The 21,845-nt window shown below is 71.8% G+C and carries 15 protein-coding genes and 1 pseudogene; 4 read left to right on the top strand and 12 right to left on the bottom strand.

Translation table 11 applies throughout. The annotated features are described in order from the left end of the window. Positions 1-155: 155 nt before the first annotated feature. From ACSC1Q_RS12485 to ACSC1Q_RS12460, 6 genes are all read right to left on the bottom strand, one after another. Positions 156-1,319, bottom strand: a complete 1,164-nt coding sequence (locus tag ACSC1Q_RS12485; protein WP_436758838.1) for a M20 metallopeptidase family protein — start codon at positions 1,317-1,319, stop codon at positions 156-158. 215 nt (positions 1,320-1,534) lie between these two features. After that, on the bottom strand, positions 1,535-2,884 hold the full coding sequence (locus tag ACSC1Q_RS12480; protein WP_436758837.1) for an amidohydrolase family protein: 1,350 nt from the start codon (positions 2,882-2,884) through the stop codon (positions 1,535-1,537). A gap of 86 nt (positions 2,885-2,970) precedes the next feature. Next, positions 2,971-4,326, bottom strand: a complete 1,356-nt coding sequence (locus ACSC1Q_RS12475; protein ID WP_436758836.1) for an MFS transporter — start codon at positions 4,324-4,326, stop codon at positions 2,971-2,973. Positions 4,327-4,508: 182 nt separating this feature from the next. Then, positions 4,509-4,979, bottom strand: coding sequence for an ATP-binding protein (locus ACSC1Q_RS12470; RefSeq protein ID WP_436758835.1), 471 nt, complete (start codon positions 4,977-4,979; stop codon positions 4,509-4,511). A gap of 371 nt (positions 4,980-5,350) precedes the next feature. Continuing rightward, on the bottom strand, positions 5,351-6,307 hold the full coding sequence (locus tag ACSC1Q_RS12465; protein ID WP_436758834.1) for a TIGR03885 family FMN-dependent LLM class oxidoreductase: 957 nt from the start codon (positions 6,305-6,307) through the stop codon (positions 5,351-5,353). A 104-nt stretch (positions 6,308-6,411) separates the two neighbouring features. Further along, a complete protein-coding gene (locus ACSC1Q_RS12460; protein WP_436758833.1) occupies positions 6,412-7,497 on the bottom strand; it encodes a hypothetical protein in 1,086 nt (361 codons plus the stop codon). A 239-nt stretch (positions 7,498-7,736) separates the two neighbouring features. Between ACSC1Q_RS12460 and ACSC1Q_RS12455 the strand changes: the two genes are divergently transcribed. Then, entirely contained in the window at positions 7,737-8,708 is a 972-nt protein-coding gene (locus ACSC1Q_RS12455; RefSeq protein ID WP_436758832.1) for an SCO6745 family protein, read from the top strand. Positions 8,709-8,714: 6 nt separating this feature from the next. Here the strand turns inward: ACSC1Q_RS12455 and ACSC1Q_RS12450 are convergent, their stop codons facing one another. Both ACSC1Q_RS12450 and ACSC1Q_RS12445 read right to left on the bottom strand, forming a co-directional pair. Continuing rightward, on the bottom strand, positions 8,715-11,660 hold the full coding sequence (locus ACSC1Q_RS12450; RefSeq protein ID WP_436758831.1) for a glycosyl hydrolase: 2,946 nt from the start codon (positions 11,658-11,660) through the stop codon (positions 8,715-8,717). Positions 11,661-12,505: 845 nt separating this feature from the next. Further along, positions 12,506-13,573: a helix-turn-helix domain-containing protein gene (locus tag ACSC1Q_RS12445; protein ID WP_436758830.1), complete on the bottom strand. Its 1,068-nt coding sequence runs from the start codon at positions 13,571-13,573 to the stop codon at positions 12,506-12,508. A gap of 469 nt (positions 13,574-14,042) precedes the next feature. Between ACSC1Q_RS12445 and ACSC1Q_RS12440 the strand changes: the two genes are divergently transcribed. Together ACSC1Q_RS12440 and ACSC1Q_RS12435 are read left to right on the top strand one after the other, a co-directional pair. Then, positions 14,043-17,819 (top strand): BTAD domain-containing putative transcriptional regulator, encoded by a 3,777-nt coding sequence (locus ACSC1Q_RS12440; RefSeq protein WP_436758829.1) that lies wholly within the window; start codon positions 14,043-14,045, stop codon positions 17,817-17,819. 121 nt (positions 17,820-17,940) lie between these two features. Then, complete coding sequence (locus ACSC1Q_RS12435) at positions 17,941-19,104, top strand: FAD-dependent oxidoreductase (RefSeq protein WP_436758828.1); 1,164 nt, start codon at positions 17,941-17,943, stop codon at positions 19,102-19,104. A gap of 79 nt (positions 19,105-19,183) precedes the next feature. On the opposite strand, the gene ACSC1Q_RS12430 is transcribed toward ACSC1Q_RS12435, so the two are convergent. The 3 genes from ACSC1Q_RS12430 to ACSC1Q_RS12420 form a co-directional block, all read right to left on the bottom strand. After that, positions 19,184-19,624, bottom strand: a complete 441-nt coding sequence (locus ACSC1Q_RS12430; protein WP_436758827.1) for an aldo/keto reductase — start codon at positions 19,622-19,624, stop codon at positions 19,184-19,186. Beyond that, entirely contained in the window at positions 19,597-19,827 is a 231-nt protein-coding gene (locus ACSC1Q_RS12425) for a hypothetical protein (protein ID WP_436758826.1), read from the bottom strand. The genes ACSC1Q_RS12430 and ACSC1Q_RS12425 overlap by 28 nt, the downstream gene beginning before the upstream one ends. Positions 19,828-19,900: 73 nt before the next feature. Continuing rightward, on the bottom strand, positions 19,901-20,362 hold the full coding sequence (locus ACSC1Q_RS12420; RefSeq protein ID WP_436758825.1) for a pyridoxamine 5'-phosphate oxidase family protein: 462 nt from the start codon (positions 20,360-20,362) through the stop codon (positions 19,901-19,903). A gap of 231 nt (positions 20,363-20,593) precedes the next feature. On the opposite strand from ACSC1Q_RS12420, the gene ACSC1Q_RS12415 reads away from it, so the two are divergent. Then, positions 20,594-21,235, top strand: a complete 642-nt coding sequence (locus ACSC1Q_RS12415; RefSeq protein ID WP_436758824.1) for a tetratricopeptide repeat protein — start codon at positions 20,594-20,596, stop codon at positions 21,233-21,235. 213 nt (positions 21,236-21,448) lie between these two features. Here the strand turns inward: ACSC1Q_RS12415 and ACSC1Q_RS12410 are convergent. After that, positions 21,449-21,845: pseudogene (locus ACSC1Q_RS12410) on the bottom strand (hypothetical protein); the annotation flags it as partial.

Below are 21,845 nucleotides of genomic sequence, written 5' to 3'. Positions count from 1 at the left end.
CGGCGAGGGGAAAGTCACCGTCGTCTCATCCCCGCGCGGGCCCGGCCACCCCCCGGTGACCGGCCTCACCCACGTCAACGACCGTCACACCTCCAGCGTTCCAGGCATTTTTCGGCAACCCCCGCCGAATACCAGCAAAAGCATGGAAAACCCGTTCAACCACCCGCGCCGATCACCCGCGCGGCGGCGAGATAGGCGGCGAGCAGGCTCTCGGCGACCGCCGTCACGGTCTCGTCCCCGGGCAGGAAGTACGGGCTGTGCAGCCCCGAGGCCGTGTCGGTGCCCACGAACAGCATCAGCGACGGCACGACCGACGCGAAGTGGGCGAAGTCGTCGGCACCGCAGGAACGCAGCGTGGCGGGCATGTGGTGGGCGACGTCGACGAGGATGCAGCCCGTCTCCTCCGCGAGGCGGGCGTCGTTGACGAGCACCGGCTCCCCGTGCGTGATCCGCACCTCCGCCTCGCAGCCGTAGACGCGGGCGACGCCCTCTGCGATCTCGCGGAAGCGGTGGTGCAGCTGGTGGCGCCACGGCTCCGACATCGTACGGAGGGTGCCGCGGGCGGAGGCCTGCCCCGGGATCGCGTTGGGGGCGCTGCCCGCCGCCACGGTCCCGAAGGTGACCACGGTCGGCGTCATCGGGTCGGCGTCGCGGCTGACGAGCTGCTGCGCGGCCACGATGATCTGGGCGAGCGCCAGGACCGAGTCGCGGGACAGGTGGGGATAGGCCGCGTGCCCGCCCTGTCCCCTGACGGTGACGGTGAACTCGTCGGAGGAGGCGTTGACCGCGCCGGGGGTGCAGGCCGTCTCACCGGCGCCGAGCACCGGCTGGACGTGTGCCGCGATCATCGCGCCGACCTGGTTCCTGCGCAGCGCGCCGGAATCGACGATGTCGCGGGCCCCGGAGGGGTGGGTCTCCTCGCGCGGCTGCAGCACCGCGACCATCGGCGCCGGGGCCCGTACCCGGTCGACCGCCCTGGTCAGCGCGACCAGGGCCGCGAGGTGCACGTCGTGGCCGCAGGCGTGCATGGCGCCGTTGCGCGAGGCCCAGGGCACGCCCGTCTCCTCGGGGATCGGCAGGGCGTCCAGCTCCCCGCGTACCCCGACGGCGAGGCCCTCGCCGCCGACGCGGAGGAGCGCGCCGGTCGTGGCGACCCGCTCCGTCGCGTCGCCCTCGGGCAGCGCGTCCAGCACGCGCTTGAGCGTGGGCTCCTCCTTCCCCGACACGCACGGCTCGGCGTGCAGTTCCCGCCGCAGCTGGAAGGCCGCGGGCAGCTCGGCGTGCAGGGCGGCGCGGAGCCGCTCGTGGATCTCGTTCATCGCCGCTCCCCGGACCGGTGAGCGTCGCGGTTGACCGTCACGCGTCCCCCTCGGCAAGTGCGGCGAGCGCGGCGAGCGCGCGGACGTGAGTGCCGATCATGGATCTCCCTCTGACTGTGCTTGGTGCCGTTCCGGTGGTACATGGGTGACATGGGCGCCGTTCTCGTCGTGCGTGATGGTCGTTCTCGTCGCCGGCGCGGGGGCCGGTCAGCCGGTTACCCGGTCTCTCCGAGGCCGTAGACGCGGCGGGCGTTCCGCTCGCCGATCATGGTGGCGACCCGGATCGCCCGCGGCTCGCTCCACTCTCCGTCCGCGACGAACCCGCCGAGGACGCGGGCCATCGCGCGGCGCCAGAGCAGGGCGCCCAGGTGGTGGAGCTCCGCGGGGCCCCAGGCGTCCGAGGAGAAGAGGATCTTGGCGAACGGCGCCAGCTCCAGGCTCTCGGCCACGACGGCCACGCCGCGCGCCCCGGTGTGGTTCACCCCCAGCCCGACGTCGAAGTAGACGTGCGGGTAGACCTGGGCGAGATAACCGGCGTTGCGGTGGTACGGGTAGCAGTGCAGCAGGAGCAGCGAGACGCCCCTGGGCTCGGCGCGCTCGATGAGGCCGCGCAGCAGCAGGGGGTCGGAGCGGCGCAGGTCGAGGTCGGGGTCACCGTACCCGGTGTGGAACTGGAGCGGCAGCCCGCGCCCGATGCCCGTCCAGATGAGGTGGCGCAGCAGCACCGGGTCGTCGACGCGGATCGTCCCGGTCCGCTCGGACTCGCGCAGCCAGCGCCCGGCCGCCGCCACCACCTCGGCCGGGGTGGGCGGAGCGGGGTCGAAATCGAGCCCGTACCGGTAGGCGGCGACGCTCTTCAGGCCGCGCGCCGTACGGCCGCTCTCCCACAGGGCCGCCTCGAAGCGGGCGGCGAACCCGGCGGCGTCGGTCCCCTCGGCGACTACCCGCTCGGCGACCGACTCCAGCCGGACGATCTCCTCGACGGGCCGCCCCGTGAGGGCCGCCATCGGCGCCGGGCCGAGGATCTCCTCGCCCCCGTAGCCGGTCTCCAGGAGGAAGTGCCCGATGCCGGACGCGGCCAGCAGGCGCCGGTTCGCCTCCGCGGCCCCGAGCTCGGCGCGGCGGGCGAGGTAGGTCTCCGGGTCCGGGTGCGGGTCGAGGCCGAGAACGGGCGCGCAGTGCCGCAGGACGGCGAAACCGAGCTGCGAGTCGAACTGGGTCATCCAGCCGGGCACCGGCCGGTCGGACTCGGTGATCAGCTCCTCGAACCGCCCCCGCGACAGGTCGCCGTCGAGGGCGCCGTGGACATGGTGGTCCACCAGCGGCATCGTCTCGATCGCCCGCTCCAGGGCCCCGCCCGTCCCGGCCGCGCGCTCCGGAACCCCGGCGTCCGCCGCCCAGGCCGCGCGCTCCGGGATCTCCGGGACCTCCGGGACCCCGGCCCCCGCCGTCCCGGCCGCGCCCCCGGGGACGGTCGCGGGCCCATGAGCGATCGCCGTCCCAAAAGCGGCCGCACCCTCCGGGGACCCGGCACGCGCCGGAGAGTCCATGGGTGCCGGGGTCATGGTGAAACGCTCCTCAAGTGTGCGGTGCCGCTGGGATACGAGGTGCCCATGAAAAGGGGATGTCATGCCCCGATGCCCCATCCGGCTCACCCGCCGATCGGCCGCTCCACCTCGCCCGCCGCCTCACCAGGCGTCCCGCCCGCCGCCGTGCCAGCCGTGCCCGCCGTGCCCGCCGTACTCCCTGTGCTCCCTGTGCTCCCTGTGCTCACCGAGCCCCGCCCCCGGACGCCGTACGCGAAGGTGAGGGCGACGACGGCGAGCGGGAAGGCGGTGGCGACGAGGAGGCCGGCGCGCAGGCCGGAGCCGCCGTCGCCGGGGAGCGCGTCCGACAGGGTGGTCAGGAAGCCACCGGCGGCGGAGGAGGCGTCCGCGGCGGCCCCGGCGATCCAGGGGCCGGCCGCGCCCCCGGCGTCGCCGAAGACGGCCAGCACGCCGAACATGGCCGCGCCGCCGAGGGGGAAGCGGGCCGCGGCGAGGCTGAAGGTACCAGGCCACAGGAGGCTCACGGCCAGGCCGCACACCGCGCAGCCGACGAGGCTGACCACCGGGTTGGAGGACAGGCAGACGACGAGATAGCAGACGGTCGCCAGCGCGCCGCACGCGGCCATCGCGGGCACCAGCGGGATCCGCTCGCCCCACAGGCCGTAGACGATGCGGCCGATCCCCATCAGGACCGCGAACAGGCACGGGCCCGCCAGGTCGCCCCACACCTTGGAGACGCCCAGCCCGTCCTCCGCGAAGAGGGAGGACCACTGCGACATGGTCAGCTCGGCCGCGCCCGCGCAGAGCATCAGCACGACGGCGGCGGCGAAGGCGGGAGCCCCGAAGAGCGCCCGCAGGGAGGTACGGTGCTCGTCGGGCACGGTCGGGGGCAGCGGCACCCTCAGGAACGCCACCATGTTGACCAGCGGGACGAGCGCCCAGGCCACCGGCAGGACCTGCCAGGCGTCCTGGCCGATCCAGGCCAGCAGCAGCGTGCTGCCCGCCACCACCGCGACCTGTCCCCAGCAGTAGAAGGAGTGCAGCAGGCTCATCGCCGCGGCCTTGCCCTCCTGCGGGCTGGGCAGCGCGTCCACCACGGGGCTGACGAGCACCTCCAGCAGGCCGCCGCCGATCGCGTAGACGACGATCGCGACGCACAGTCCCAGGTACGGGGAGGGCGACACCGCCGGGGCCACCGCCAGCAGCACCAGCCCCAGCGCCGACAGGACGTGCGCCAGCACCAGCGGGACGCGGTAGCCGGTCCGGTCCACGAACTTCACGGCCACGATGTCGGTGACCAGCTGGGTGGCGAAGTTGAGCAGCACCAGGCGCCCGAGCATCTCCAGGGGCAGCTGGTAACGGGTCTGGAACACGATGAACAGCAGGGGGGCCAGGTTGTTGACGATGGCCTGGGTGACATATCCGGTATAGCAGGCGCGGCGGGTGTGGTCGTACGTCATGAACGATGCGTTTCTCTCCCTGGAGGGCTGGCCGTCCCGCACACTACGGGGCCGGACGGCGCGGCCGCACACCCACCCCCGGCGGCGGGAACCACCAGGTCACCGCAGGCAGCGCACCGCTCCGGGCGGGCACCCACTTGAACCGCGGGACGGGGCGGGCACCGGCCACTCCAGGCACGCGCCTACTTGAACTGCAGGACCGGGGCGACGGCGGGACGGGGGCGGGCGGAGGCGGGGAGACCGAGGACGAACCAGACGATCTTTCCTCCGGAGGGGGGATGGGCGACACCCCAGTCGTCGGCGAGGGAGTCGACGATCAGCAGGCCCCGGCCGCCGGTGGCCTCCATGTCGCGGGCACACACGCGGGGAGCCCCCTCCCCGGGGTCGAAGAGCTCGCCGCGGACGTAGCTCCCGCCGCCCTGGATCCGCAGCGCGCACGCGGCACCGCCGTACCTGACGGCGTTGGTGACCAGCTCGCTGACGATCAGCACGCAGTCGTCCACGAGGTCGTCGGCGCCCCACAGGGAGAGCTCCCGGCGGACCAGCGCGCGAGCGTCGCGCACGCTCGCGGGAACGGCGGGCAGCAGGCACTCGCCTTCGTACTCGGGGGCGGCGTCGAGGGACGCCGCGGATGAGTCGGGCTGGAGAGACACTGCGCCTCCTTCTGATGGGAGCGCTCCCATGACAAATGTAGAACATTCACCTACGTCTGTGAATTGATTCCTCCTCAATTGTTTCCATCACATATCGTGAAAAGTGAGGAAGATCCGTTTCATACCTCGATCTGTATGATCTCCAGGATCCCCAGCGGCCGAGGGCGCCGACCACCGGCCGGGAACCCGGCCGCGCCGTCGCCCTCTCCCCTCGGCCTGCGGGACCCGCCGGCGCCGTCACCCCCGGCGACCGCGCGCCGGCACCAGCACCGGCTCGGCTCGGCACCGGCTCGGCACCGGCTCGACTCGGCCGGCATCAACCCGGATCAGCCCAGCCGACGTCAGCTCAGTCCAGCTCAGTCCAGTCCAGCTCAGCTCAGCTGGGGAAGCACCTTCGCGCCGAAGGCGTCGATGTAGGCGGCCTGCTCCTGGCCCACGTGGTGCAGGTAGATCTCCTCGAAGCCCAGGTCCGCGTACTCGTTGATCCTGGCGGCGTGCCAGCCCAGGTCGGAGGAGACGTTGACGGCCTCGGCCACCTTCTCCGGCGAGACGTCCGCGGAGACCACGTCGAAGAGCTCGGCGGTCTCCAGGTCCCAGCTCACCGGCGGCGAGAACACGTTGCTCCGCCACTGGTCGTGGGCGATGGCCATCGCCTCGTCGTCGCTCTCGGCCCAGCTGAGGTGGACCTGGAGTGCCACCTTGCCCTTGCCTCCCGCGTCCCGGTAGGCGCCGATGACCTCGCGCAGCCGGTCGACGGGCCCTCCCACGGTGATCAGGCCGTCGGCCCACTCCGCGCACCAGCGGGCCGTGTCGGCGCTCACCGCCGCGCCGACCAGCTTCGGCGGGGTGTCGGGGCGGGTCCACAGCCGGGCGCGGTCGACGGTCACCAGGCCGTCGTGGCTGACCTCCTCCCCCGCCAGCATCGCCCTGATGACGTCGACGCACTCCCGCAGTCGCTGCTTGCGAAGCTCCTTGCGCGGCCAGTGGTCGCCGGTGATGTGCTCGTTGCTCGCCTCGCCCGTGCCGAGGGCGGCCCAGAAGCGCCCGGGGTACATCGCGCCGAGGGTGCCGATCGCCTGGGCGATGATCGCCGGGTGGTAGCGCTGGCCGGGGGCGTTGACCACGCCGAACGGCAGGTTCGTGGCCTGGAGCGCCGCGCCCAGCCAGGACCAGGCGAACCCCGACTGCCCCTGACGCTCGCTCCACGGGGAGAAGTGGTCCGACGACATCGCCGCCCCGAACCCCGCCTGCTCGGCCCGTGTGACCGCCTTCAGCAGCTCTGCCGGATGGATCTGCTCGTGTGAGGAATGAAAGCCATAAGTCGCCATCGTCTCCGGCTACCCGGGAGAGGGGCGTCCATTCGGACGAGCGGCGCGGTACCACCCGGGAGACACCGGGTGGTACCGCGCGGGGCCTTCAGAAAACCGAGGTGTCAGAAGGCCGAGGTGTAGGTGACCAGCGAGGGCTGGGCGACGCGGGTGGCGGCGCTGTAGCAGACGACGTTGCGGACGATCGCGTTGCCGCCACTCGTGTTCCAGATGGTCTGCAGGTTGCAGAACTCGGGGCCGGGACCGTACGCGGTGGCCTGGACCTGGTCCTGCAGGACCCCGACCCTCGGGAAGAGCACCAGACGCTGGCCGACCCCCGAGTTCTGGACCGTGTTCACGCCCGCCTGCGAGTTGTAGTTCAGGGCCGGGGGCACCGGCGAGTACGGGCCGGGGTTGGCCGGGGTGTTGTCGAAGGTGTAGGCGAAGTTCTTCGGCGGGATCGCCGCGCCGGTGATGGCGCGCTCACGGTGGTAGGTCAGCGTCCATCCGGTGTTGAGCGGCACGTTCGTCGCGTTGTGGCAGCGCACCTGGACCGCCTGCGCGCCCACGCCGGGAGCCCAGGCGCCGACCTTGCAGCGGGCGGGCTGGCTGGGGTTGACCGCGGTGACCTGGAGGTTGCCGGCGAAGCCCGAGGAACCCAGGCCGGGCAGGGTGACCGTCCAGACGCCACCGCCTCCGCCGACGGTGTTCACGGCCCCGGCCGAGTTGAACTGGGAGGTGATGCCGCCGCCGTTGTAGTGCACGTAGCCGAACGCCTGCGGCGCCGGCAGGGTGCCGGTGCTCTGCTCGAAGACGATGCTGTACGGGGTGAAGACCGGGGCCCCTCCGTACCGGTAGCACTGCACCGCCACCACCACGTCGGTGCCCGAGGGGCCCCAGTTCTGCGCCTGGCACCAGTAGGCGTTGTCGGAGATCGCCGTGACGTGGACCACGCCACCGGTGATCGCGATCTGCGGGAACCGCACGAACGTCTGCCCGACCCCGCCCGGGGTGACGCTGACGTTGAAGCCCGGCCCCCAGCTGCCCGCCTGGTGGTTGGGGTCGGGGATGCCGGAGGTCACGTTGACCACCGCGAAGCCCCACCGGTTGGGTACGGAGGCCTGCGCTCCCGTGGCCGTCGCGATGACGCTCGCGGTGAGCGTCGCGATGACACACAGGATGTGGAAAGTGACTCTTCGTAACTGCCGCATGCCGTACTCCATTGGTTCAGGGGGGTGGGGCGAGCGGACGCGACCGTGTCACCAGCGAGTGGGAATGTCTGGAATCACAGTTCGTCCTGAGCTCTTGATAACCCGCCCGTCCCCCCTTGAAAAGACCCAACCTGACGGGTGAGATGACTTCGTCTTCCCAGATCAGGTCAGGGGTCCGACCAGATGGCGGCTCTCTCGTCAGGAGATCGTCCGGTCGTTCCGCCGAGTACCGTATGAACATGCGCAGCCGATCCGCCAGGATCCACGAGACGGGGTGTGAGACCGTGCCGGAACCCGAACCGAACGTTCCGCGTGTCATGTGGCAGTTGCTGGAGCCCCTGCACGCCGTCACCTACTTCGCCCCCGAGGCCAGGGCCGCGGCCGACGCGGTCGGCATGCGCGGCTTCTGGATGGGCTACTTCGCGGGCAGGGCGGCCCCCCTCGGGCCGGTCGGCCCCGGTGTCGTCACGGCGGCCTTCCACGGCTTCCCCCCGGCCAGGGTCGCCAGGGCGCTCCCCGACGCGTGGACGTTCGCGACCCCCGGCGACGTGCTGCGCGCCCGGCTCGACGGGGCGGGGGCGGCTCTGCGGACCCTGCTCACCGACAAGGTGACCGGCTCCGACGACCTGCGCGCGGCGGCCGGGCTCGCCTGGGAGGCGGCCGGGCACGCCGACACCGCGGGCCGGGTGCTCGGCGCGGCCAACCAGGCGCTGCCCGCGCCCGACGAGCCGCACCTGCTGCTCTGGCAGGCCGCGACCACGCTGCGCGAGCACCGGGGCGACGGGCACGTGGCCGCCCTCGTCGCCCACGGCGTCTCCCCCGTCCAGTCCCACCTGCTCAAGGTCGCGGCGGGCGAGACGGACATCGACCAGTTGCGCCTGGCGCGGCGCTGGGACGACGAGGAGTGGGAGGCCGGTGCCGCCGCGCTGCGCGGGCGCGGCTGGGTCGACGACTCCGGCGTGCTGACGGCCGAGGGCGCGCGGGAGCGCACGCGGATCGAGCGGCTGACCGACGAGGCCGCGGCCGTTCCCTGGCGGGCCCTGGGCGACGAGCGCACCGCCGAGCTCGCCCTGCTGCTGTACCCGCTGACCATGGCCGTCCTGGAGTCGGGCGTGATGCCGCCCGCCAACCCGATCGGCCTGCCGCCCCCCGGGGACGGCGAGAACGGCCGGGGGCTCACGCTCCCGGCCGTCCCTTCACCGATCAGCTGAGGGGGATCAGCCGAACGGCAGCCTCACGATCGACTGGTTGCCGACGCCGAGGTTGACGGCACCGTTGCCGATGGCGTTCCAGACCTCGACCCTCACCTGGCCGTTCGCCAGGTTGCCGAGCGCCCCCGAGGAGGACTGCGGGCCGGTTCCCTGCGTGTAGTGCTCCCAGCCCGTCACCGGGTCGGTGGCGAAGTACCCGTAGGTCTCCACCCTGTCCCAGCTCCCGTTGCCGGTCAGGTCGTAGGAGACCCGGACCTGGGTGCCGTTCGCGACCGAGGTGCCCGCGTCCACGAAGAGGTCGAACGCGGTGGTGCCGCCGTTGTGGGCGGCGGTGAGACCGGTCGCCGTGAAGACCCGGGCGTTGGTCGGCACGCCGTCGTGGTTGCCGTTCGCGGCGGCCACCGCGAGGCTGCCCGCCGCACCGGCCGTGCCCGGCAGGCCGCCGCCGCTCTGCAGGTAGCGCGTCGCGGCGAAGCCACCCGGGTCCGGGGTCGGCGTGGGAGTCGGGGTCGGGGTGGGCGTGGGAGTCGGGTCGGGGTTGGTGGTGCCGCCGCCCGCGTTGCCGCCGCTCCAGGTGAAGGCGCCGGAGGTGACCGTCTTGCCCGCCGGGACGTTGAGCACGGTCCCGTTGGAGAAGTTCACCGTGAGCGCGCTGGCGGTGATGTTGGAGGCGACGTAGGTACGGGCCCCGTTCTTGCTGAACACCTTGGCGAGCGGGTGGTTGGCGGTGACGGTGGTGTCCACCGTGCCGAGGGCGGCCAGGTTGCGGATCCAGTGGAAGGTGTGCGCCCTGCTCTCCCCCTCCTCCGGGGTGTAGGCGCCTGCGGCGCGCAGGTTCGCCAGGGCCGCGTCACCGTTGCCCAGCGCCTGGAACTGCCAGAGGATGTCCCGCCACACCGTGGGCGGCCCGCCGTTGTTGCGTACCAGCTCGGCGTAGTTGGTGTTCACGTACGCGGGGTTGTCGCCCAGGTAGAAGTGCCCGCCGGTGACCGGGAGCATGTTGATGCCCTGGATCATCTCCGGCTCGCCGCTGAACCAGGTGGCGTACGCGCCGCCGCTGCCCCAGACCATGCCGACCGTGCTGTGGCCGAAGGCGGAGGGGAAGTTCTGGTTCCGCACGTCGAACCAGTACTCCTGGATCGCCGCGTTCTGGGTCGTGTAGATGAAGATGCCCGCGTCGCGGACGGCGGTGTTGCCGGTGGCCTGTCCCCACTGGATGAGGGCGTTGGCGAAGTTCATGCCCTCAGAGGACGACTCCTGGTTGTTGCCTGAGCCGAACGAGCCGTGCCCGGCCGCCCAGTCGTGGCCCGCGTAGATGTCGAAGTCACGCAGGTACGGGAAGCGGGTGTCGTTGCGGTCGTAGTTGTTGGCGTCGCGGATCAGCAGGTCCACCATGCCGCCGTACTGGCTCGTCCTCGCCCAGTTGGGGTCGAACTTGGCGAGGGTCGCGGCTGCGGCGATGTAGTAGCCGTAGTGGAAGTGGTGGTCGTTGAGCTCCAGGTCGGAGCCGTACGAGGCCGGGTAGCCGAGCAGGGTTCCCCAGCTCGGGTTGTAGTAGAAGACGCGGCTGGTCTTGCCCGCCGAGGCGGTGAACCAGTCGTTGAGGCGGGCGCGGATGGCGTTCAGCGCGGCGGTGCGCACCGACGTCAGGTTGAGCTGGTCGGCGATCTCCGCGATGCGGGCGGCCCTGCCCAGGCCCTTGCCTGTCCAGTAGGTGTCGTCGCCCCGGATGTCCATCGGGTTGCCGAGCTCGGCGTTCAGCTGGTTGGTGACCGTCGTGAGGTCCGCGCCCGAGCTGTCGGCCACCGCGGGGATCTCGGGCAGCACGCCGGTGTACTTCATCGACGTCTGGAACTGCGTCCCGGTGACGATCTTCATCTGCCCGCGCGCCGACACGTACGTCTGCGCCAGCGGCGTGGAACCGGTCAGGTAGTTCCACTGGTGCGGGTAGAGCGCGATGACCGTGCCGGTCTGGCTGCCCTGCCTGGCCGTGGTGGTGAAGGCGTACGTCGTGGTGAGCGAGCTCGCGGCCTGGTTGTAGGCGTACGAGACACGGGTGCCGGTGACGTGCGCGTGCGCGTACTGGCCGTAGGTGGTGGCCAGGGCCGCGCGGTCGCCGCCCGCGGGGAGCGCGGCCACGGAGAAGAAGCCCCTGCCCGCCAGGGCGGAGCTGATCGTCGTGCCGCTCACCGACCAGGTCGCGCCGGTCGGCGCGTAGGCGACGTAGTCACGGCCCCCGGCGGTGAAGCCGATGGTGGCGCCGCTGTTGGACCACACCGTGGGGGTGCCCGCGGTGGTGATCTGCGCGTCGCCGCCGGTGACCTGGAAGTACGCGAACGGCAGGCCGTGGCCGATGGTGGCCTTCATGGTCCGGCCCGCGCCACTCCAGTACGGGGTGACGGTCCAGTCGCTCCAGCCGTCGACCTTGACGTCCGGCGAGCTCAGCCCCGCGACGCCGACGCGGATGTTCTCGACGTACGGGTAGTGGTACTCGCCGACGCCCGTCGCGGTGCCGCTGATGGCCGGGGTGGTGTTGTAGGAGAAGCCGAGACCGTTGCCGAAGGTGTCGTACGAGATCGGGTGCGCGTGGAGCGGCTCGCTGTACGCGCAGTCGGTCTTCTTGTAGAGGAGCGACGACCACCAGTCGTTGGTGGGCACGGCCCCCGTGGGGGCGTTCGACGTCACCCACTGACGGGGGTTGGTGGAGATGGAGCCGCAGCCGGCCGGCAGCGAGCGGCCGGCCGGGAGGGTGTCGGCGTAGCTGCCCGCGCCGACCGTGGCGGCCTCGGCCGAGCGGGCGGCGCCGAGGCCGAGCAGGCCGGCCACCATCGCGACGACCACACCGGCGGCGAGGGTGCGGCGGCGAGTCCTGACGCGGGCCGCTGTCTGGGCGAGTCGTCCTTCACGGGGGTGCGCGCTGTCCGGACCCGTGGTCCGGATCGAGGGATCCATTGGGGGGTGCCTCCGGGGAGAGGAATCGGGCTCTGAAGCTGACCGATACGAGAGAGCGCTCTCTCACCGAAAAGTAACGGGCTGCGTCACGGCAGTCAATGTTTCACGTTGGTAACGAATAGGTAAAGTACAGAGATGCAGGCGAGAGGGCGTAAGCACAGAAAATAGGGCGTTCCGCCGCGCGGTGATGCCACCCTGGAGCCACACACACCGCACCGATTCCCGGCCAACGATCAAGAAATGGATCTATCCTGATCTGAGAGCGCTCTCTCCGTTGATCGGCTTCAACCACCGGTCGACTTCTTGGCGGTGCCCGCCCCCGCCCTCGGACGCCACCGGCGAAGGTCGGCCGTCACGCGAGAGCCCCCGGGGCCGCGCACGCCCGATCGCCAGGAAGGGCACAACTGGCGCGGCGGTGACAAAATCAAGGCTGGACACGCAGCGCGACAAGTAATTACTGTACGTAATTACCCAGGCCCTCCCCGCCCAGGAGAGAACAGACGAAGCAGGAAGCTCATGACAACCGCGCCGGTGACCACCGTCCCCTGTGATCACCGCCACTCCGCCCGCGCCCTCTGACCATCACCCTGTGATCACCGTTCCCCGTGATCACCATCGCCCGATCAACTTCCCCTGATCGGCGTCCCCGAGGAAAAACCGGCTCCGGCCGGACCCGGAAGGGTCCGGCCGGAGCCTTTTCGCTCGTTCGTCCGGGATCGCCGCGCTCCGCTCCGCGCCGCCTCACCCGAGAACCCGCCCCCACGATGGATGATCACTTTGGAAACGAGCACTTCGCGCCCTTCGTCCGATGGAGGAGAACGGCGCGGGCGGTCAATGTATCCGGGTCAGGGCCTGACGCCCGCTTGAGCACCGGCACCGCGAACCGGTCGTGGGCCCCCGGCCGCGTCCCCCGCCCGCCCGTTGTGGAAGGGGAACGAGGCCAACCGGCACGCGGTGGCCGTGTCCGCCGAATCTCGCAGGCCGCGCCGGTAGGCCGCGGGGGGCACGCCGTAGGCGGCGCGGAACGCCCTGTTGAAGTGCGACTCGCTGCTGAACCCCCACCGGGCGGCGACGGCGCGGACCGGCAGGGTGTCCCGCAGGGGGTCCGCCAGGTCGCGCCGGCAGCGTTCGAGCTGGCGCTGGCGGATCCAGCGCGCCACGCTGAGGTTCTGCTCCTCGAACAGCCGCTGCAGGTGCCGGGTGGAGATGTGGTGGGCGGAGGCGATCATCGATGGAGACAGGTCGGCGTCTCCCAGGTTCCGCTCGATGAACGCCTGGACGCGCATGACCATCAGCCCGCGCGAATCGTTCGGCGACATCGCCGAGCACGTGCCGAGGTCCTGGGTCAGCAGGGTCGCCAGGAGGTCGAGGATGATCAGGGAGATCCGGACGCCCTCCTGGGGCGGGAACGGCTCACGTTGCTCGGCCAGCCGGAGCAGGAGATCGGACAGCAGCGCGCCGACCCCCTGCCGCGCCGGCAGCCGTACCCCCAGGAGGCGTTCGACCTCGGCGTCGGAAACCGGAAGGACCTCGCGGGAGAACTGCAGGACCAGGCCGTCGGCCGGGCCGTCCGGGCGTCCGCCCTGGATGGGGGCCCCGGGACCGTCGGACCGCGTCCAGGCGTGCGAAGGCCGGGAGGTGTCGTACAGGAGCAACTCCGCCGCCCCGAGGTCGGCCTCACCGCCCTGCCACCGTGTTCCCGACCGGCCGTGGAGGGTCAGCGCGAGCTGGTACGGGCCGGGATCGGATCGGCGAATCCGGTGCTGGGCGCATCGTGCCTCGAACGACGCGCATCGCACCCGCGACAGCCGGGTGATACCGAGGTCGACGAGATGCGCCTCGGCCCGGAGGCCGCCGGTTTCGGGACGGAGGCCGTCCACCGAGGCCACCGAGGCCACCGATCGCGCGATCATCTCCCGCCAATCGCGACGCTCACCGGCGGACAATTCGTTGGGCCGTGTCATGTAAGAAAGTCCCCCACCTTCCCGCATCAACGTTCAACGGGTAACACGTTCACAATTGACAGAAGCAATTGAGAGAAGCGACGGGCCGCCGGGCCGTCCCCGATGACCGGCCACGACGTGTGATACGCGACGGCCATTCGGTCTCTTTCATGCAGGTGCCGGTGATATATGACTGACCACCCTTCTCTTTTCTCCATGGGTCGCGGCGTCCGCTGAGGAAGACGATAAGAGAGGGGCACGTCGGAGACGCCGTGGTGAAGGCATGAATCCGCGCGACCCGCACCGGCGACAATGACCGCCCGGCCATTTCCGCTGTGACGTGGGCCGATGTCACGAAGGCGGCGCCCTGACCTCGGGGTCGCACACAGGGACCGGCAGAAACCGGCAGAATCAGCGGCAGACTCCCGTCCGGCAGCGCATGAACATGGTGGGTGTGATTGCTATGGAACCAGTGCGGTACACAGTCGGGATACAGATCCGTGACCGTCGTCTGAGCGCGGGCCTCGGCCAGAGGGAATTGGCGGATCTCGCGGGCGTGAGCGAGCGCTCGTTGCGCGACATCGAGGCGGACCGTGTCAATCGGCCACGGGCGTCCTCGCTACATCGCCTGGCCAAGGCGTTGGGGATCACCGACGACGACCTCAGGACATTGCTGACCACCGCCCGGGCGGCCACCACGCCGGCGACCGCGGATCCGGTCCACATCGATGTGCTGGGACCACTTTCCGTTCGAAGGGGCGGCGCTCCCCACGACATCAGATCCGCCATGCAGCGGGAGCTGCTCGGGCTGCTGGCGGTGCAGCCGTCGCGGCAGGTGTCCCGCGAGGAGATCGTCGACGTGTTGTGGGAGGATCGGCCGCCCAAGACATACCTGAGCCTGGTGCAGAGCCACATCGGATCCCTTCGCAGGCTGCTCCAGCCACGGCACCACCCACCGGCCGGCGTCATCGTGCTGACCCAGGGCGGGTACACCCTGGAGCTCGGAGCCGGCCGGCTCGACCTCACCCGCTTCGACGAGCTCTGGGAACGCGCCAGGACCGCGCAGGACGAAGGACACCTGACGTCGGCGAGGGAGCTGTTCGGCCAGGCCCTGCGGTGCTGGCGAGGTCCCGTGCTGGCCAACACCGGTTCCCGGCTGCGTCACCACCCCGCCACCGTGGCGCTCAACCAGCGCCGGACAGCCGCCGGACTGACCTTCGCCGACCTCGCGTTCGCGAGCGGTCACTACCGGAGCGCCGCCGCGCAGTTGCGCGTACTCGCCGGCGACGAACCGATGCACGAGGGGCTGCAGGCCCGCCTCGTCCTGGCGATGGCCGGCGGCGGTGAGCAGGCCGCCGCGCTGCGGCTGTTCGACACCGTCCGCGCGAGACTCGCCGCCGAGCTGGGCGTCGAGCCCGGACACGAACTGACGGCCGCGCACCTGCAAGTGCTCCGCCAGCAGTTCCCCGGCCCCGGATCGGGTGAACGGGACACGGCTCTCATGGCTTCCGGGGGCAACGGCTCCGATCCCGCCTCGGCCCGCCCTGACGATGCCCCGGGCTCCGATCCCGCCTCGGCCCGCCCTGACGATACCCCGGGCTCCGATACCGGGCCCACGCCACCGGCACCGCACCAGGCGCCCTCACCGGACGCGGCGGCCCCCTCCCCACCCGCGCCGGTTTCGGACGCGAACACGCGGGAGGCCGCTCCGGCGCAGCTCCCCCTCGACGCCCGCGGCTTCGCCGGCCGGTTGCGGGAGCTCGCCCAGCTGGACGCCTTCTGGGCCGCCGCCACCGAACAGCCCGCCGCGCTGACGGTCATGGCCGTGTCGGGTACCGCCGGTGTCGGCAAGACCACGCTGGCGGTGCACTGGGCCCATCGCGTTCGCGACCGGTTTCCCGACGGGCAGCTCTACGTGAACCTGCGGGGATTCGACGCGACCGGTTCGGCGATGGAACCGGCCGAGGCGGTCCGGAGTTTCCTGGACGCGCTGCAGGTGCCCACGCAGCGGATCCCCCCGACCTTCGAGGCGCAGACGGCCCTGTACCGCAGCCTGCTGGCCGGTCGCCGGATCCTGGTGGTACTGGACAACGCCAGGGACGTCGAGCAGGTCCGCCCGCTGCTGCCCGGCACGGCGAGCTGCCTTGTCGTGGTGACCAGCCGGAATCAGCTGTCCGGCCTGGTGGCCACCGAGGGCGCCCACTCCCTGGCCCTGGACCTGCTGTCGGCCGACGAGGGACGCGAACTGCTGGCTCGCCGCGTCGGCGCCGAGCGGGTCGCCGCCGAACCGGAGGCGGTGGACGCCATCATCGCCCGGTGCTCCCGCCTCCCCCTGGCGCTGGCCATCGTGACGGCCCGCGCCATCATGAACCCCCGCTTCTCCCTGGCCACCCTCGCCAACGAGTTGCACCAGGCGTCCGGCGGCCTGGACGCCTTCCACGGCAGCGACCCCGCCACCCAGGTACGGGTGGTCTTCTCCTGGTCCTACCGCACCCTCGGCGGCGAGGCGGCGCGCCTGTTCCGGCTGCTGGCCATCCATCCGGGACCCGACATCGGCATCGGCGCCGCGGCGCGTCTGGCCGACCTCCCCGAGGGACGGGTACGGTCGCTCCTGGCCGAACTGGTCGGCGCGCATCTGATCAGCGAGCACACCGCCGGCCGGTACGCCTTCCACGATCTGCTGCGTCTGTACGCCGCCGAGCGCGACCGCGACGAGGACAGCGACGACGAGCGCGGCGCCGCGACCGGGCGGCTGTACGACCACTATCTGCGCACCGCCATCGCGGCCGCGCAACTGCTGTACCCGCACCTGATACGGCTGCCTCGGAACGCGCCACCGCCGGAACCGGCCCCCGCCGGTCCCGACGAGCCCGGCGAGCCCGGCGGCGCGCTGGCCTGGCTGGACGCCGAACACGTCAACCTCGTCGCCGCCGTCACCCACGCGGCACAGCACGGGCCGCGCCCGGCCGCGTGGTTCCTCGCCGACACCCTGCGCGGTTACCTCGCACGACGTCAGCACTCCATCCAGTGGCTGACCGTCACCGAGGCGGGCCTGGACGCCGCCCGGGCCGAGGGCGACCTGTACGGGCAGGCGGCCTTACACCTCAGTACCGCTCACGCGTACCACACCCTGGGCCGCCGCCGGCAGGCGATCGTGCACCTGGGCCACGTGGCGGACTTCAGCCGGCGGGCCGGCTGGGAGGAGGGCCAGGTCACGGCGTTCCTCAACACCGGGGCCGTGTACGGGGACCTGGGACAGCTGGAGGACGCGACCGAGAACCTGCTTCGCGCGCTCGACCTCAGGCAGCGGATCGGCCCGCTTTCACACCATCAGGTCATCATTCTGAACAACCTAGGAGACACCGAGCGGATCCGCGGGCGGCTGGAGGAGGCCGCCGGCTATCTCATCCGCGCACTCGACGTCTCGCGGCGAATAGGCTCCGGAAACGCGCCGTGCATGACCCTGTGCACCATTGGCCAGGTCTACCACGACCTCGGGAGATTCTCCCACGGCGCCGACTACCTGTACGAGGCCATGAACCTGGCCCGCCGGACCGGGGACCACGCGGGCGAGGTCGACTCGCTCGCCTCCCTCAGCAGACTCCACCGCGACGCGGGCCGGGTCACCGAGTCCCTGGACTTCGCCCGCACCGCCTTCCGCCTGAGCGAGGACGTCGGCCACCACCACTGGGAAACCGTTTCCTGCAACGCCCTCGCCGCGTCCTACGACAGCCTCGGGCGTCACCAGGAGGCCGTCGACCTCTACACGCGAGGGCTCCTCCTGGCGCGGAAGGCGAGCATGCGTTACGCCGAGACGGAAGCGCTCATCGGTTTGTCCAGCGTGAACTCACACCTCGGCAACCACGACGAGGCGAGGGCTTTCGGCCACGACGCCCTCGCCATGGCCAGGAACTCCCACTTTCGCGTCCGGGAGGGCCAGGCGCTGACGACGCTCGCGGAGATCCACCTCAACCGGGACGAGCTCGCCGAGACGATCGACCGTGCCCGGCAGGCGATCGACCTTCACCGCGACAGCGGCCACCGGCTCGGCGAGGCCCGCGCCCTGACGCACCTCGGTACCGCGTCGCGCCACATCTCGGGAGGTCATGTCGGCCTGCGTCACTGGCGGGAGGCGCTCGCCATCTTCACCGACATCGGCGCACCCGAGACCGACCACGTCCGTGCCCTCGTCGAGGGCGGCGAGAAGGGCCGGTAAGGACCGGGCACGCGAGCGCGTACCGCCCCGGCCGGGGCGGTTCTCGCGCGTTCACCTAGGATCGCCCCCGTGGAGAACCCCGCCGCCGAGGACGACGACGGTGCTCGAAGGGAGACCGCCGATGAACACCCCTGACCGGATCGAGACAGAGGTCGCGGTGATCGGCGCGGGGCTGATGGGCTCGGCCACGGCGTGGGAGCTCGCCCGCCGCGGGCACGCCGTCACCCTCATCGAGGCGTACGACGTCGGCCACCGGCGCGGCAGCTCGCACGGCACCTCGCGGATCTACCGCCGGGCCTACGCCGACCCGGAGTACGTGCGCCTCACCGGCCTGTCCGGGGAGCTCTGGCGCGAGCTGGAGAACGACACCGGAACGTCACTGCTCCGCGTCACCGGCGGCCTCGACCTCGGCGCGGAACGCGACCCCGAGGGGCTCGCCCGCCTGCTGGCGGAGGCGGGTGTGCCGCACGAGCTGCTCTCCCCCGGCGCCGCGGCCGAGCGGTGGCCGTTCATGCGCTTCGAAGGACCGGTGCTGCACCACCCGGAGGCGGGCACGGCCGACGCCGACGCGACGGTGGCCGCCGCGGTGACCCGGGCGGCCGAGCTGGGCGCCCAGGTGATCACCGGCGTACGGTTCACCGGTGCGGAGCCTCTGCCCGACGGGCGCGTCCGGCTGCGCACCGAGGGCCCGGAGGTGACCGCGGGCGTCCGGCCGCGCACCGAGGGGCCCGAAGTGACCGCCGCCACGGTCGTCGTCGCCGCCGGCCCCTGGCTGCCGGAACTCGCCGGACTGCTCGGCGTGCCGGTGGAGCTGCCCCCGCTGCGGGTGACCCAGCAGCAGGTCTTCCACTTCCTCTCGCACGACCCGGAGGCCCGCTGGCCCGTCTTCGTCCACACCGACGGCCCGCAGATCTACGGGCTCCCCTCGGGCGGCGACGGCGGCTCCCTGCCCGCGGTCAAGGTCGCCCAGCACGACGCGGGCAGACCCGTCACCGCCACCACCAGGGACGGCGTCGTCGATCCGGCCTCCCGCGACGTGGTGACCTCCCACGTCAGGAAGTGGCTGCCCGGCCTCGACCCCGCCCCGCTGACCGAGGCGAGCTGCCTCTACACCATCACCCCCGACGAGGACTTCGTCCTCGACCGCGTCGGCCCCTTCGTCATCGCCTCCCCCTGCTCGGGCCACGGCGCCAAGTTCGCCCCCCTGATCGGCCGGATGACCGCGGACCTCGCCCTCGGCCACACCGCCCCCCACCCCCGCTTCGCCCTACGCCGCTTCGTGTGAAAGCCCCGGCCCGGCAGCGACCCCGCGCGGCCCCTTGGGGACCGGCGTGGCTGTGGTCTCGTGCGAATCGTGTCGCGGGTCAGGCCACGGGGATCGGCGGGCGGCGGAAGTCTATGTCCGGGCCGCCGAGGACGTGCTGGGTCTGCGCGGCGGCCACGTCGTGTGGCTGGCCCATGAGCGGCCCACCGGCGAGCGGTGACCACAGGGCCGCTCCCAGGCCGAGCGCCTCGGCCATGGGCAGGATCTCCCGGTCGGCCGTGCGCTCCACAGGGCTGTACTCGAACTGTACGGCCGCGATCGGCGCGTGGCCGCGGAGCTCGGAGAGGGTGACGGCGCGGGAGGTACGCCAGGCCGGGAAGTTGGAGAGACCGCCGTAGAGGATCTTGCCCGCGCGGGTCAGGTCGTCCAGGCCGCACGCGATCTCCTCGATGGGGCTGACCGAGTCGGGGAGGTGCACCCACAGCAGGTCTATCCGGTCGGTCCGCAGCCGCCTCAGGCTCCCCTCGACCGCCTGGACCATGCTCTTGCGGCTGTTGCCATGCCCATCACCCCGGCGGCCGGGCCGACACCGTTGGCGAACTTGGTGGCGAGCGTGAAGCGGTCGCGCCGCCCGGCGAGCAGCTCCCCGAGACAGGCCGTCGAGGACGCCCGGCAGGTCGCCGAAGCCCTCCTGCGCGAGCACCTCCGGTAGCGGCGCACGGCGTCAACAACTCGTTGCACCATGAACGACGCGCTGGCCGGTGATCGCTGCCGTCGGCGATCCGCGCGGGACGCTCGCCGCCACGGCCGGGGTCCCCTACCGGGGGCGTGTGACGCGGAGCCGCGCGTCGGTGACGTTGTCGAAGCGCGAGTCCCCGCCCCGGACCAGGACGAAGTGCCTTCGCACGTCGGCGCTGTAGGCCGGCAAGGGGCCGGACGGCGCGAGGTCGTCGCCGGTGAGCTCCTTGCCCGCGGGGAGGCGGGCGTTGAGTGTCGCCACGGCCGCGACGGGGTCGTCGGCGAGGCCGGCGGTCGCCTCAAGGTAGAGCGCCTCGGCACCGCCCACGGGCGCGTGGGAGTCGAAGACCGTGATGGCCACGTCCGGGCGTTCGGCGATGTTAAGGGAATGCCTGCTGTCCGGTGCCGACACCCAGAAGAGCCGGTCCTCGTCGCGGGCGGCGAAGAAGACGGGGGTGGCCCACGGCCGCCCCTGGGGATCGGCGGTGGCGAGCACGAGGTAACGGCTGTCGCCGAGCAGCCGGGGAACCGTCTCCCACATGCCGGTCACCGGCCGCCGACCCGGTGGGCGAGGTGCCCGGCGGTGAGACCCTCGATCGGCGCGGTCCCGTGCCCGCCCGTGGGTGCCGGTCTGTTCGCCACGCTCGTGTCCGCCATCGTTCCCCCTGTGATCGTCGGTGTGTCGCCACATCCTCGCGTTCGTCGCGGGGTCTCATCAATCACAGAATCCGGAACAATCATTCGCACCTACCGAAAAACGAGGATGCGGCGGATGAGTGCGGAGGAAAGGCTCGAACGGGCCAGGTTGCTCTACGAACGCGCGGTCTTCGACGGTGAGGCCGGGGTGCTGGAGGTGGCCGACCGGGAGCTGGACGCGGTCGAGGCCGGTCTGGCCCTGGCCCGCGGCCGGATCATGCACGCGCGCTTCTTCGAGGACGGGAAGGAGGACCCGCGCGAGCTGGCGCTGTTCGAGCGCGCGACGGAGCTCTATCAGGCGCTCGGCGACCCGCGCGGCGAGAGCGAGTCGCTGCTCTGGGTCGGCCTCCTGCACCAGGTCGTCCGCGGGGACGACGAGACCGCGGTTCCGTTTCTCGAACGGTCGCACGAGCTCGCGGCGCGGGCCGGTGACAAGCTGCTGATGTCGTACGCGCTCCGGCACCTGGGGACCGCGGCGCACGCCGCCGGACGGCTGGAGGCGGCGCGGGAACGGCTGGAGGAGTCGGTGCGGCTCCGCCGGGAACTCGGTTTCCTGCCGGGTGTCGCCGCGAACCTGGTCGGGCTGATCTACATCGCCGCCGCGCAGGGCCGCCGTGACGACGCGCTCGCGCTGGCCGAGGAGGCGAGTGCCCTCGCCGAGGCCGGTGGCGCGAGGAACATCGCGCGCCAGATCGAGGAGGCCCGCACCCGGGTGTAGGCGGCCTCGCCTCCGTCGAATCTCCGGAAGGGCCAGGCGAAGAGGCCAGGAAAGGCCGGGAAAGGCCGGAAGACCGGCTCTCCGGAAAGGTCGGCAGACGGGAGGCCGGCGCGGTCACGGCCGTCTCCCGGGCCGGGTCGCCAGGAGACGGCCGTGTGCGGATCTCGCCGGGCCGCGTCACCTCAGGGGCTGGGAAGCACCTCGCCGGTCACCTCAGGGATCGGACAGCACCTCGTCGAGCTTGGCGGCGAACGCCTCGTGCTGGGTGCCGAAGGCCCCGTGGTCACCGGGGAACATCACGTGCCGCCCCTCGATCTGCTCGGCGACGACGAAGGAGGCCCGGTAGGGGGGCTGCCCCTCAGACTCCTCGCCCGCCACCATCACCACGCGCGCCGAGGAGGCCCGGAGCGCTTCGACGTCGGGAAGGTAGCTGACGAACGGCGGCACCTCGTAGCCGATGAAGAACTCCGTGTTCTTCTCCATCCGCGCCATCTCCTCCGCCATCTCGGGGGTGGGCTCTCCCTGCTCCCCGTGGGTGGCCGCCTCCTCGTGCTCGTGGCCGGTCCTGTCGAACCCGGTGGCGAAGGCCTTCATGGCGGCCTCGGTCCCG

This window comes from Streptosporangium heterodermiicola (assembly GCF_051390675.1).
GTDB lineage: Bacteria > Actinomycetota > Actinomycetes > Streptosporangiales > Streptosporangiaceae > Streptosporangium.
Note: the sequence above shows the minus strand (reverse complement) of the source record. Positions and strands in the feature narration are given on the sequence as shown.